Raw genomic sequence first — 13,649 nt, forward strand, 5'->3', positions numbered from 1 at the left:
TACTTCCACTTCCAGCCCACGCCGGCATTAAAGCCCCACTCCCGTCCTGTGGAGGATATGCCAGCGCCCCAAGACATATTACCTTCCTTCGACAGAGCCTTAAAGTTCACAGCGACAGCGCCATAACCCTTGTATCCACCGATACCGACACCCAGAGATTTTTCACCGGGGTACAGCGTCGGCATATAGGTGCCAGACATCGCGAATGCCATCGCAACACCAGAGTAAGCAGTCCGTGCCACATCGCCAATTTGATTTTGCAGCTTGCCCATTTGCACAGCCTGCTGACTTTCCATGGCTTTGAGCTGGCTCACGTTCACAGCATCGCTGTTAGCCGTACCAGCGGCAACCCCCGTGACCTGACGATACTGATTGCTTGACGCATCACCTACAGAAACAGCTGCCTGAGTACTTGTTGTGGCGGCAATAGCAGCAGCTTGCGGCTCAGTAGCACCTACGGGTATATATCCTGCAACACCCGCCCCAGTGCTGGCCACAGACCCTGTACCAATTGCCACACCACCGGACTGCTGCACCACAGCGCCAAAGCCAATCGCAGTGCCCTTGGAAATGCTGGCACTCGCACTCAAAGGCGTACCACCCGCATCGGCACCATCACCAATCGCAACACCACCACCACCAGCCTTTGCTTGTGCACCAATGGCCTGGGAGCCAGTCGCCAATGCGCCTGTACCAATCGCAATGGCATTGCTGCCTGTCGCCTGAGCGCCATATCCCATCGCTACTGCAGAAGCGCCACTCGCCACGGCTGCAGGCCCCACCGCCACCGAGTTACTGCCAGTCGCCAAAGAGTCCGCTTCGGTCGAGTTTGCATGGAAGTACTTGGTGCCATTGGCATACAAATTCGTCAGTGCATCACCCACATTATTGGCACTCACTGTCGAGCCATCAGCCTTCGTCGTCGTAAAGGTAGGCGCTGAAATATTGCCTGTTTGCGGGTTATAGCTAGCACCACCGCCCAAAGCATTTGCGGCACCCTGCCCCGCATTAGTCAAGCGGCTATCCGACGTGCTCAAACCTGTAGACAGGCTGCTGATGCCGGTGGATGTCGATGTCGACAAGCTTTGCAAGTTGCTATTTGTGCTGCTCAAACCTGTAGACAAGCTACCGATTCCCGTGGACGCAGAAGTCGACAAGCTATCCATCCCTGTGGAAAGGCTGCCGATACCGGTCGAAGTCGACGTCGACAAACTGCTCAGGTTGCTGTTGGTGCTGTTCAGACCTGTAGACAAGCTGCCGATGCCCGTGGACGTAGAAGTCGACAAGCTTTCCAGACCTGTAGACAGGCTACCAACGCTGCTACTAATTGTGTTCAAGCCCGTAGACAAGCTGCTCAGATTGCTGTTCGTGCTGCTCAAGCCCGTGGACAAGCTGGTGATGCCTGTCGAAGCGGATGTCGACAAGCTGTCCATCCCTGTGGAGAGGCTGCTGATGCCAGTCGAAGTCGACGTAGACAAGCTGCTCAGGTTGCTATTCGTGCTGCTCAAGCCCGTGGACAGACTGCTGATACCAGTCGAAGTCGACGTCGACAAGCTGTCCATCCCTGTGGATAGGCTGCTGATGCCAGTCGAAGCGGACGTCGACAAGCTACTGATGCCAGTGGAAGTCGACGTGGACAAGCTGCCCAAGCTGCTATTGGTCGTGCTCAGCCCCGTGGAGGTCGAAGTCGACAAGCTGGTCAGATTGCTGTCCGTGGTGCTCAGACCCGTGGACAGGCTGCTCAGACCGGTAGAAGTCGAGGTCGACAAGCTGCCCAAATTGCTATTGGTCGTGCTCAGACCCGTGGAGGTCGAAGTCGACAGGCTGGTCAGATTGCTGTCCGTGGTGCTCAGGCCCGTGGACAGGCTGCTCAGACCGGTAGAAGTCGACGTGGACAAGCTACCCAGGTTGCTATTGGTCGTGCTCAGACCGGTGGAGGTCGAGGTCGACAGGCTGGTCAGATTGCTGTCCGTGGTGCTCAGGCCCGTGGACAGGCTGCTCAGGCCGGTAGAAGTCGAGGTCGACAAGCTACCCAAGTTGCTATTGGTCGTGCTCAGACCCGTGGAGGTCGAAGTCGACAGGCTGGTCAGATTGCTGTCCGTGGTGCTCAAGCCCGTGGACAGGCTGCTCAGGCCGGTCGATGTGGAAGTCGACAAGCTCCCCAGGTTGCTATTGGTCGTGCTCAGACCCGTGGAGGTCGAAGTCGACAGGCTGGTCAGATTGCTGTCCGTGGTGCTCAGGCCCGTGGACAGGCTGCTCAGACCGGTAGAAGTCGACGTGGACAAACTGCCCAGGTTGCTATTGGTCGTGCTCAGACCCGTGGAGGTCGAGGTCGACAGGCTGGTCAGATTGCTGTCCGTGGTGCTCAAGCCCGTGGACAGGCTGCCCAGGCCGGTGGAGGTCGACGTGGACAAGCTGCCCAGGTTGCTATTAGTCGTGCTCAGACCGGTGGAGGTCGAAGTCGACAGACTGGTCAGATTGCTGTCCGTGGTGCTCAAGCCCGTGGACAGGCTGCTCAGACCGGTCGACGTCGAGGTGGACAAGCTGCCCAGGTTGCTATTGGTCGTGCTCAGACCCGTGGAGGTCGAAGTTGACAGGCTGGTCAGATTGCTGTCCGTGGTGCTCAAGCCCGTGGACAGGCTGCTCAGACCGGTCGACGTCGAGGTGGACAAGCTGCCCAGGTTGCTATTGGTCGTGCTCAGACCCGTGGAGGTCGAAGTTGACAGGCTGGTCAGATTGCTGTCCGTGGTGCTCAAGCCCGTGGACAGGCTGCTCAGGCCGGTCGATGTGGAAGTCGACAAGCTGCCCAGGTTGCTATTGGTCGTGCTCAGGCCGGTGGAGGTCGAAGTCGACAGGCTGGTCAGATTGCTGTCCGTGGTGCTCAGGCCCGTGGACAGGCTGCTCAGACCGGTAGAAGTCGAGGTCGACAAGCTGCCCAGATTGCTATTGGTCGTGCTCAGCCCCGTGGAGGTCGAGGTCGACAAGCTGGTCAGGTTGCTGTCCGTGGTGCTCAGGCCCGTGGACAGGCTGCTCAGACCGGTAGAAGTCGACGTGGACAAACTGCCCAGGTTGCTATTGGTCGTGCTCAGACCCGTGGAGGTCGAGGTCGACAGGCTGGTCAGATTGCTGTCCGTGGTGCTCAAGCCCGTGGACAGGCTGCCCAGGCCGGTGGAGGTCGACGTGGACAAGCTGCCCAGGTTGCTATTAGTCGTGCTCAGCCCCGTGGAGGTCGAGGTCGACAAGCTGGTCAGATTGCTGTCCGTGGTGCTCAGGCCCGTGGACAGGCTGCTCAGACCGGTAGAAGTCGACGTGGACAAGCTGCCCAGATTGCTATTGGTCGTGCTCAGCCCCGTGGAGGTCGAGGTCGACAAGCTGGTCAGGTTGCTGTCCGTGGTGCTCAGGCCCGTGGACAGGCTGCTCAGACCGGTAGAAGTCGACGTGGACAAACTGCTCAGGTTGCTATTGGTCGTGCTCAGACCCGTGGAGGTCGAGGTCGACAGGCTGGTCAGATTGCTGTCCGTGGTGCTCAGGCCCGTGGACAGGCTGCTCAGACCCGTCGATGTGGAAGTGGACAAGCTGCCCAGGTTGCTATTGGTCGTGCTCAGACCCGTAGAGGTCGAGGTCGACAGGCTGGTCAGATTGCTGTCCGTGGTGCTCAAGCCCGTGGACAGGCTGCTCAGGCCGGTAGACGTCGAGGTCGACAAGCTACCCAGGTTGCTATTGGTCGTGCTCAGGCCGGTGGACAACGAGCTAATACTTGTTGAAATACCTCCCACGCTCGAAGACAGCGAGCCTGCAACTGTCGAAAGCTGCGAAACGTTGACAGCATCCGAGTCCTGCGAGCCAGCAGCAACGCCTGTGATCTGGCGATTACCAACATTGACTTCACCAGTCGAGTTTTGAGGTGCTGTTATGCCATAGCCCGCGTAATTAGAGCGAGCTCCAACGCTTGCGTTTGAACCAGAGCCCAATGCCACGCTATTTGCAAAGCTCGTTTGCGCACCATTACCGATGGCTACGCTGTTATCACCACCAGAAACTGCAGCCGTGCCAATTGCAACACTGTCGGCGCCTGTTGCACTGCTATCAGTCCCTGTGCTGTTGGCGTGGAAGTACTTGGTACCTTTATCGTAGATATTACCGACCGTAGTGCTGAGTGAAGACAGATTGGTGTTGGTCGTGCTCAAGCCTGTAGAAGTTGAAGTCGACAAGCTGGTCAAGTTGCTATTGGTGGTGCTAACACCCGTGGACAGACTACCCAAATTGCTGTTGGTTGTGCTCAGCCCTGTAGATGTTGAAGTCGACAAGCTGCTGAGGTTGCTGTTTGTCGTGCTCAAGCCTGTAGATGTTGAAGTCGACAAGCTGGTCAAGTTGCTATTGGTGGTGCTAACGCCCGTGGACAAGCTACCCAAATTGCTGTTCGTGGTGCTCAGCCCTGTAGAGGTCGAAGTCGACAAGCTACTGAGGTTGCTGTTTGTCGTGCTCAGGCCGGTAGAGGTCGACGTGGACAAGCTGCCCAGGTTGCTATTGGTCGTGCTCACGCCAGTGGACAGACTACCCAAATTGCTGTTCGTTGTGCTCAGCCCTGTAGAGGTCGACGTCGACAAGCTGCCGAGGTTGCTGTTGGTCGTGCTCAAGCCTGTAGATGTTGAAGTCGACAAGCTGGTCAAGTTGCTATTGGTAGTACTAACACCCGTGGACAAGCTACCCAAATTGCTGTTGGTTGTACTAAGCCCTGTAGAGGTCGACGTCGACAAGCTGCTGAGGTTGCTGTTTGTCGTGCTCAAGCCTGTAGAAGTTGAAGTCGACAAGCTGGTCAAGTTGCTATTGGTGGTGCTGACACCCGTAGACAGACTACCCAAATTGCTATTCGTGGTGCTCAGCCCAGTAGAGGTCGATGTCGACAAGCTGCTGAGGTTGCTGTTTGTCGTGCTCAAGCCTGTAGAAGTTGAAGTCGACAAGCTGGTCAAGTTGCTATTGGTGGTGCTGACACCCGTAGACAGACTACCCAAATTGCTATTCGTGGTGCTCAGCCCAGTAGAGGTCGATGTCGACAAGCTGCTGAGGTTGCTGTTTGTCGTGCTCAAGCCCGTAGAAGTTGAAGTCGACAAGCTGGTCAAGTTGCTATTGGCGGTGCTGACACCCGTAGACAAACTACCCAAATTGCTGTTTGTCGTGCTTAAGCCCGTAGAAGTTGAAGTCGACAAGCTGGTCAAGTTGCTATTGGTGGTGCTGACACCCGTAGACAGGCTACCCAAATTGCTGTTCGTGGTGCTCAGCCCAGTAGAGGTCGACGTCGACAGGCTGCTGAGGTTGCTGTTGGTCGTGCTCAAGCCCGTAGAAGTCGAGGTCGACAGGCTGGTCAAGTTGCTATTGGTGGTGCTGACACCCGTAGACAAACTACCCAAATTGCTGTTTGTCGTGCTCAAGCCCGTAGAAGTTGAAGTCGACAAGCTGGTCAAGTTGCTATTGGTTGTGCTCAAACCTGTAGAGGTCGAGGTGGACAAGCTAGTTAGATTGCTTTTAGTCGTGCTCAGCCCGGTCGACAACGATGAAGCGACCGTCGATAACTGAGTCACGTTAACTGCATCCGTGGCCAATGCGCCAGGTGCAACCCCCGAGACTGTGCGCCCGCCGACATTCACTTCACCCGAAGATGTTGCACTGGCTGCAAGCCCGTAAGCAGCGTAGCTCGCTTGAGCCCCTAATGAGGCTGCAGACCCCGAGCCAATAGCCACACTGTTTGCTGCGCTTACGGTAGCACCAAAGCCAACGGACACACTATTACCCGCAGCTGCACCGACTGTTGCGCCCGTGCCAATAGATACCGAATTACTTCCCGCTGCCTTAGCTGTCGCGGCGTCTGTGCCACCAATTGCAACCGCCCCGACTCCTGTCGCCTGCGAAGCAGCACCAATGGCCACTGCAAAGTCACTGGTGGCAACCGATCCTGCGCCAGGGGTTCCCAAACCACCCATGGCTAATGCACCTTTGCCAGTGGCATTGGAGCCAGAACCTATTGCCACTGCACCAGAACCATTGGAAACGGTTCCAGTCGCTCCCGCATTGCCACCAATGGATATGGCATTAAGACCAAATGCATTGGCGCGATCACCAATTGCAACGCCCGAACCTGTGGTTGCCGTGTTTGCGCTATAGCCGATAGCAACTGCACCACCAGCGGCATTGGCTCCACTGCCCACAGCAACACCAGAGGTGGCTGCAACGCTATTCGAGCCGATAGCAATTGCAGTATTACTTTGCCCACCACCACCAGCGGCAACAGATGTTGCCAAGGCGCCTGTGCCAATCGCAATCGTATTGCCACCATTACTGGAGGAGTTCGCCTGATTACCCAGCGCAATCGCAGTGCCACCATTTGTAGTATTGGCTATCGCTTGAAATCCGAATGCCGATGCATTGGCGCTCTGTGCAAGAGCTCCTGCACCAAATGCCATCGAGTTGACGCCAGATGCATTGGCTTTATTACCAAATGCGGTCGCATTTGCCTGCGATGCATTTGAAGACGGACCAATGGCAATACTGCTATCACCTAAAGACTTAGCGCCACCTCCATCAGCAGCCGCAGCGCCACCAATCGCCACAGAATTTTTGCCCGTGGCTTGCACTGATGATGCATAGCCAGTCGAACACGATCCATAGCCTTCCCCCGCGCCGATAGCCGTACCGTATGCACCATTGGCCATTGCACCTGTACCAATAGCGGTTGCTCGCGAGGCTATTGCACTCGCATCTGCACCCAATGCTGTTGTATGAGTTGTCGTGTTATTCGCCAACCCAGACTGGGAATTAACACCAATTGCCATCGCATTATTGCCAATCGCGTTTGCACTTGAACCAATCGAAGTAGCACCGTTACCACTTGCCAAGCTGCTATTGCCGATGGCAGTTGCTCTTAAACCAACATTTGACACCAATGCTGAGTTACCAATTGCTACAGATTCAGTGCTAAGCGACTGTGCACCCTTGCCCAAAGCAATAGCTGATACCCCTGAGGCATTGGCATTTTCACCTGTAGCAATTGCTGAGGCCCCTGCGGCATTTGCAGATTTACCAGTAGCAATTGCTGATGCACCTAATGCATTAGCTGCCTCACCTGAAGCAATGGAGGAAGTCCCAAAGGCATAGGAGTTAGCACCCATGGCCATTGCACCAGTATTACGGGCCTGCGCATTACGACCCACTGCAATTGAACGATCTGATGCAGCAAGAGATCCATTGCCACCAGAGCCATCCCCCCCACCTATTGCAACAGAAGAAATCCCCGCAGCATTCGCATCATTGCCTAATGCATAGGCACCAGCTCCCGTAGCTCTAGCACCCGATCCAATCGCAGTTGCGCTGCCACCACCGACACCACCAAATCCAACACCACCAGAAGCTGAAGAGTTATTGCCAATTGCAATATTGAACCCATTGCTAAATGCGTTGGTTTTCGCACCGTTGCCCAAAGCGATATCAGCAGTCCCACCTGTTGCAGCATTCAAACCTGCAGCCAATGAATAGTTCCCAGCAGCTGTTGCGGATTGCCCCAGCGCAATGGATTGCGTCGCTGAAGCGACTGCACCCGATCCAATGGCTACAGCATTCGCTCCATTCGCCGATGCCGTATATCCACCAGTACCTAAAACATAAGAGCCAATAGCAATGCCCGTTGTTGATGTGGACGTCCCCCCCCTGCCGTATAAGTAGCAAAGGTGGCCGGCGAATACATCAAAAGCAAACTCACCACAGCCAAGGAAACTGCTGAGGCACTGCGTTTGCCTCTGGCCTTGCTGATTTCAGAAGCGGCCACCCAGGCACCCAGGGACTCATTCCAAATAGTGCGGTAAGAACGATTCATGGGACCCTCTTCTGTACAAGATGTGGCTGCTTGTGGTTGGCAATTTGATCAACTCAAACTGCGCTGCAACCTTATTAACAAAAAAATGCAAAAGCTGAGCTTTTATTACTTGTGCTGTTTATATCTCAGGCGGCATTTTTTGCTTCATGGATTTTGTAAGACGCAATCCCATCATTTAGTGCGATTCACTCCATTTCTTTAGAATAGAAAAAACCTTTCAAATTAATAAGAAAATTCCTACAGATTATTTAAAATCATCATGAATTTAAATAAAAAATTAATAAAATCAACAGCTTATTTTTTTATGAGATTTTTTAAATCTCGTTAAAAATTGAAACTCAAGTGATTAAATAGGATAAAGACTACATTATTTGTAAGATATGCTTCAAAAAGTTTATGTTAAATGTGAAGCAGTGTAGGATAAAGATCACCAAGAACTCTCAAAGAAAAACTCATTTTCATTTGAATATTTCATTATTATTTAAAGCTCTACTTACATTTCTAACTGGATTTTTTTTTCCGATTTGTTACATTTCTTCAAAAGGGAGGAAAAATGAAGAATTTACCTTACAGATTTTTTGCATTTGCACTGTTTGTTTCACCTATAGCGGGGTTTGCTCAGACATCCGAATCGGCGGACGAGATCGTCTCAATTGGGCTCAATGCGTTGCGCAAGATTGATACCGGAGAGACAGAATCCTTGTGGGACAACACATCTGCCTTCGTCAAGACTCAAATGCCTAAAGACACTTTTGTGAGTGGCATTAGCAGTTCGCGCAGCCGCTATGGAAGCATCACCAAACGCACCTGGGCAGGTGTGATGCGTATCCAGTACCCTCAGGGCTCTGTCTCACCACCTGAAGGGCTGTACGCCAATGCAGACTTCTCCAGCACACTGGCTAATGGCCAAGTCATTTTTGAGAAGGTGACGATGCGCTTTGAACCTGATGGATGGAGAGTGGTTGGCTATGTACCGAGAGACGTCCAATAAGACTGAAGCAGGTCTTTCTCGCAACGCAGTTCATTCCTTGCCATTTCTGAATGGCATCTATGGCAGATTCGGACGCGATTCAGAGATATGACTCTTGAATTAAATAATGCACTACGCTATTAATTTGATAGCTGCATATCATTGAACATTAAAGACCTTAGCGATATTTCTAGATGAATCACTCTTCCGCCTTGCGCATTGGCATCACAATTGGCCTGCATCACACTGCAGAGACTTTATGGAACAACGGCATCAAGCAGAATGCCGTGTTCCTGTCAGATGCGTTACGGCTTTGCCCCAATGTGGCGACGGTCACTTTGGTCAACACCACAGGCATAGAGATCAGTGACGCCCTACCTTGGGATCTGAAGCGCTGGCCGACCTGCAGCTATGAGCAGGCCAAGGATTCCATCGACGTAATGATTGAGTTGGGCGGGCAGATTAGCGCAGACCAGACGGATTACCTGAAGCGGCGCGGTGCGTGGCTGATTTCTTACTGCTGCGGGTTTGAGTATGTGCACATGATGGAAGCCATCATGTTCAACCGCCCCGGGCCGGGAACAAACCTTTTCATCAACCAGCGCTATGACGATATCTGGATGGTCCCGCAGGTGGACCATATCAGCCGCTCGTACTTTGAGGTGCTTCGCCGCCAAAGCGCAAAGCCCGTGCCTTTTGTGTGGAGCCCTGTGTTTATTGAACAGCGCAGCGACGCCCTGCCCGCTGGCGGCGTGTACCAGCCGCGCCCCTCAAGCAGCACTGGCAAGGCCAAGCGGCTGAGCGTACTGGAGCCCAATATCAATGTGGTGAAGTTCTGCCTTTACCCCATTTTGATAGCGGAAGAAGCTTATCGCGCCAACCCACAGTCGATTGAGCTGCTGCAGGTGACGAATGCCATGCAAATAGCGCAGAACAACCAAGACTTTATTGGGCTCATGAACCAGCTCGACATCGTGCGCCAGCACAAGGCGGTGTTTTTAGGGCGTTTTGACACACCGCAGTTTCTGGCCGAGCAGACGGATGTGGTGATTTCCCACCAGTGGGAAAACCCGCTGAATTACATCTACCTAGAGACTTGCTGGCAAGGCTATGCACTGGTGCATAACGCCCATTTATGCCCAGACTTGGGCTACTACTACAAAGACAATGATGTAAGCGACGGGGCTGCGCAGCTGGGCCGCGCTATTCGTGAGCATGACGAAAATGCCGAGACATACCGCAGCCAGCAGCGCGCCTTGATTGCGCGATATTTGCCGGGCAACGCGGAGATGACGGAGCATTACACACAGCTTCTCCAGAATTTAATAGCAACAAGTCCCCGTTAAACATTGCTTTTAAGGTATTTCCCCCTTAAAGCCAAAGAAACGCAAGGACTAGCTGCTATCAAAATTGAGGCCATAAAAAGCCCGCGCAGCAATTGCACGGGCTTTTTGCATGAGAGGCCGGGCGAAACACCCGGCTAACTCATTGTGGGCGCTTAGATCTTGGCGGCCACTTCAGCGTACTCGGCGATTTCGTTGAAGTTCATGTAGCGGTAGACAGATGCCTTGTCAGCATCGATCACGCCCATTTCCTTCAAATACTCTTCCTTGGAAGGCAGGTAGCCCAGACGCGACGCGATGGCTGCCAGCTCGGCCGAGCCCAAGTACACATTAGTGTTCTTGCCCAGACGGTTGGGGAAGTTACGGGTAGAAGTCGAGATGACGGTCGCGCCTTCACGCACTTGGGCTTGGTTGCCCATGCACAGCGAGCAGCCGGGCATTTCAGTACGCGCACCGGCAGTACCAAAGGCGGCGTAATGGCCTTCTTTGATCAGCTCGGTTTGGTCCATCTTGGTGGGAGGAGCCACCCACAGCTTGACGGGGATGTCGCGCTGGCCGCCCAGCAGCTTGGCTGCAGCGCGGAAGTGACCGATGTTGGTCATGCAGGAACCAATGAAGGCTTCATCGATCTTGACGCCGGACACGTCAGACAGGAACTTGGCGTCGTCTGGATCGTTAGGGCAGCAGACGATAGGTTCTTTGATGTCGGCCAGATCAATTTCGATCACGTGGGCGTACTCAGCATCCTTATCAGCGTCCAGCAGGTCTGGCTGGGCCAACCAAGCTTCCACTTTCTCGATACGGCGCTGCAAAGTCTTGGCGTCGGCGTAACCGTCGGCGATCATGTTCTTCATCAGAACGATGTTCGAAGTCAGGTATTCCTTCACAGGCTCTGGGTTCAGCTTGATGGTGCAACCAGCGGCAGAGCGCTCGGCAGACGCGTCAGACAGCTCAAACGCTTGCTCAACCTTCAGGTCTGGCAGGCCTTCGATTTCCAGGATACGACCCGAGAATTCATTGATCTTGCCGGCCTTGGCAACAGTCAGCAGACCTTGCTTGATACCGTACAGAGGAATTGCGTGCACCAAGTCGCGCAGGGTCACGCCGGGCTGCATTTCGCCCTTGAAGCGAACCAAGATCGACTCGGGCATATCCAGAGGCATCACACCAGTGGCGGCACCGAAGGCCACCAGACCGGAGCCGGCGGGGAAGGAGATACCGATAGGGAAACGGGTGTGCGAATCGCCACCGGTACCGACGGTATCAGGCAGCAGCAGGCGGTTGAGCCAGCTGTGGATCACGCCGTCACCAGGACGCAGGGCCACGCCGCCGCGGTTGGAGATGAACGAAGGCAGTTCGCGGTGCGTCTTCACGTCCACAGACTTGGGGTAAGCGGCTGTGTGGCAGAAGGACTGCATCACCATGTCGGCGGAGAAGCCCAGGCAAGCCAGATCCTTGAGCTCGTCACGGGTCATAGGACCTGTGGTGTCTTGCGAGCCAACGGTGGTCATGCGGGGTTCGCAGTAAGTACCCGGGCGCACGCCTTGGCCTTCTGGCAAACCGCAAGCGCGGCCAACCATCTTTTGGGCCAGTGTGAAGCCAGCCTTGGTTTCAGCAGGTGCTGTAGGCAGGCGGAAGGCGGTAGATGCGGGCAGACCCAGAGTTTCACGAGCCTTAGCAGTCAGCGAGCGGCCGATGATCAGGTTAATACGGCCGCCGGCTTGCACTTCGTCCAGCAGGACATCGCTCTTGAGTTGGAACTCAGCAACGGTGGCGCCGTCCTTCAAGATCTTGCCTTCGTAGGGCAGCACGTCGATGACGTCGCCCATCTCTAGCTTGGAAACGTCCACTTCGATAGGCAGGGCGCCAGAGTCTTCTTGCGTATTGAAGAAGATAGGAGCGATCTTGCCACCCAGAGTCACGCCACCGAAGCGCTTGTTGGGGACGAAAGGAATATCCACACCGGTCGCCCAGATGATGGAGTTGGTAGCGGACTTGCGCGAAGAACCAGTACCGACCACGTCGCCCACGTAGGAGACGAGGTTGCCCTTTTTCTTCAGATCTTCGATGAACTGCATGGGGCCGCGCTTGCCGTCTTCTTCGGGCTTGAACGCCGCGTCAGGACGCGTGTTCTTGAGCATGGCCAAGTAGTGCAGAGGAATGTCGGGACGGCTCCAGGCGTCAGGAGCGGGCGACAGATCGTCCGTATTGGTTTCACCGGGCACCTTGAAAACGGTGACAGTGATTTTTTCTTCAACCTTGGGACGCGATGTAAACCACTCGGCATCCGCCCAGCTTTGCATCACTTCCTTGGCCTTGGCGTTACCCGCCTTGGCCTTGACTGCGACGTCGTTGAAGAAGTCAAACATCAGCAATGTCTTCTTCAGCGCATCAGCAGCCACGCCGGCGACTTCAGCGTCGTCCAGCAGCTCGATCAGGGGGTGAACGTTGTAGCCACCCACCATGGTGCCCAGCAGCTCGGTGGCTTTGGACTTGGAGATGAGACCCACCTTCAGGTCGCCGTGAGCGACGGCAGCCAGAAAGGAAGCCTTGACCTTGGCAGCATCGTCCACACCGGGCGGCACACGGTGCGTCAGCAGATCCATCAGGACTGCGTCTTCGCCAGCGGGTGGGTTCTTGATCAGCTCGATCAGGTCAGCAACCTGCTTGGCATCCAGAGGCAACGGGGGGATGCCCAGTGCGGCGCGTTCTGCCACATGGTCACGGTAGGCTTTCAACATGGGGGTCTCTCCAATGGTTTTTGAAAAAGGCTGCGCGGTTAGCGCGAATTACAGGGCTGACATATTTGCGATATATGTGAGATACATATGTGCGATACGTCAGCCCTCAGCCTTGCCGGACTTATTTGCTGTCCAGCAGGCTAGGAGGTGGGTTCTTGCGAATGGCTTCAGCCACTTGCTGCTGCTCGGTGCTCATGCATTCATCGGCCAGTCGTTGACCCGCCTTCTGGTTCATCAGCATCGACTTGTTGGCGATCTGCAGCCAGACCGCGCCAGCGGCCTTGTCTTCCAGGCGCACAGTGCCTGTCGATGTCTTCACGGGGACCATGTGGTATTTGAAACCACGGCCGTCCACGATGAAGTAACCGGGGTTGGCAGTATCAGCGTTCACGTTGACATAAGCACCCAGTTCGCAGGCAATACGACCTTTGTGCACGCGCTCAGCCATAGCCAAGTCTTCTGTGCTCAGGCCCGCAGAAGCGGGGCCAGCGGCAACCGCAGCTGCGCCGCCAGCAGCGGCAGCCGTAGCTGCAGCGGCTTTACCCTTTTTGGCGACAGGCGCCTTTTTAGCAGCAGGGGCCTTCTTGGCAGCCGCAGCCTTGGCCTTAGCCTTGGTTGCGGTTTCGGCCACAGCAGAGTGACTGATTGCGAGCAAAGGCGCTGCAATCATCAAAGTAGCGATCAGGGTCTTCATAGGAATATCTCCTGCAGACTTGTTATGAGTTTATTTC

Annotated in this window: 6 protein-coding genes and 3 pseudogenes; 3 read left to right on the forward strand and 6 right to left on the reverse strand. The window is 54.8% G+C overall.

Translation table 11 applies throughout. The features are described 5' to 3' along the window. Positions 1–278 precede the first annotated feature (278 nt). Positions 279–6,203, reverse strand: a pseudogene (locus KUF54_RS10050) (beta strand repeat-containing protein); the annotation flags it as partial. Between the two features lie 204 nt (positions 6,204–6,407). Then, positions 6,408–6,827, reverse strand: a pseudogene (locus KUF54_RS17540) (hypothetical protein); the annotation flags it as partial. On the opposite strand from KUF54_RS17540, the gene KUF54_RS10055 reads away from it, so the two are divergent. Further along, positions 6,784–7,149: a hypothetical protein gene (locus tag KUF54_RS10055; RefSeq protein ID WP_219342630.1), complete on the forward strand. Its 366-nt coding sequence runs from the start codon at positions 6,784–6,786 to the stop codon at positions 7,147–7,149. The pseudogene KUF54_RS17540 and the gene KUF54_RS10055 overlap by 44 nt on opposite strands. An 8-nt stretch (positions 7,150–7,157) precedes the next feature. Here KUF54_RS10055 and KUF54_RS17545 read toward each other — a convergent pair. Further along, positions 7,158–7,670, reverse strand: a pseudogene (locus KUF54_RS17545) (hypothetical protein); the annotation flags it as partial. Beyond that, positions 7,646–7,864 carry an ESPR domain-containing protein gene (locus tag KUF54_RS10060; protein ID WP_219342631.1) on the reverse strand — a complete coding sequence of 73 codons (219 nt, stop codon included), beginning with the start codon at positions 7,862–7,864 and terminating at the stop codon, positions 7,646–7,648. The pseudogene KUF54_RS17545 and the gene KUF54_RS10060, both read right to left, overlap by 25 nt. Positions 7,865–8,417: 553 nt before the next feature. On the opposite strand from KUF54_RS10060, the gene KUF54_RS10065 reads away from it, so the two are divergent. Then, complete coding sequence (locus KUF54_RS10065; protein WP_219342632.1) at positions 8,418–8,855, forward strand: DUF4019 domain-containing protein; 438 nt, start codon at positions 8,418–8,420, stop codon at positions 8,853–8,855. A 173-nt stretch (positions 8,856–9,028) separates the two neighbouring features. Next, entirely contained in the window at positions 9,029–10,180 is a 1,152-nt protein-coding gene (locus KUF54_RS10070; protein WP_219342633.1) for a DUF2827 domain-containing protein, read from the forward strand. A 152-nt stretch (positions 10,181–10,332) separates the two neighbouring features. On the opposite strand, the gene acnB is transcribed toward KUF54_RS10070, so the two are convergent. Together acnB and KUF54_RS10080 are read right to left on the reverse strand one after the other, a co-directional pair. Further along, positions 10,333–12,918, reverse strand: coding sequence for a bifunctional aconitate hydratase 2/2-methylisocitrate dehydratase (gene acnB / locus KUF54_RS10075; RefSeq protein ID WP_219342634.1), 2,586 nt, complete (start codon positions 12,916–12,918; stop codon positions 10,333–10,335). Between the two features lie 121 nt (positions 12,919–13,039). After that, complete coding sequence (locus KUF54_RS10080) at positions 13,040–13,612, reverse strand: hypothetical protein (protein ID WP_219342635.1); 573 nt, start codon at positions 13,610–13,612, stop codon at positions 13,040–13,042. Positions 13,613–13,649 lie beyond the last annotated feature (37 nt).

Origin of the sequence: Comamonas sp. Y33R10-2 (assembly GCF_019355935.1) — a bacterium.
In the GTDB taxonomy this organism is placed as follows: domain Bacteria; phylum Pseudomonadota; class Gammaproteobacteria; order Burkholderiales; family Burkholderiaceae_C; genus Comamonas.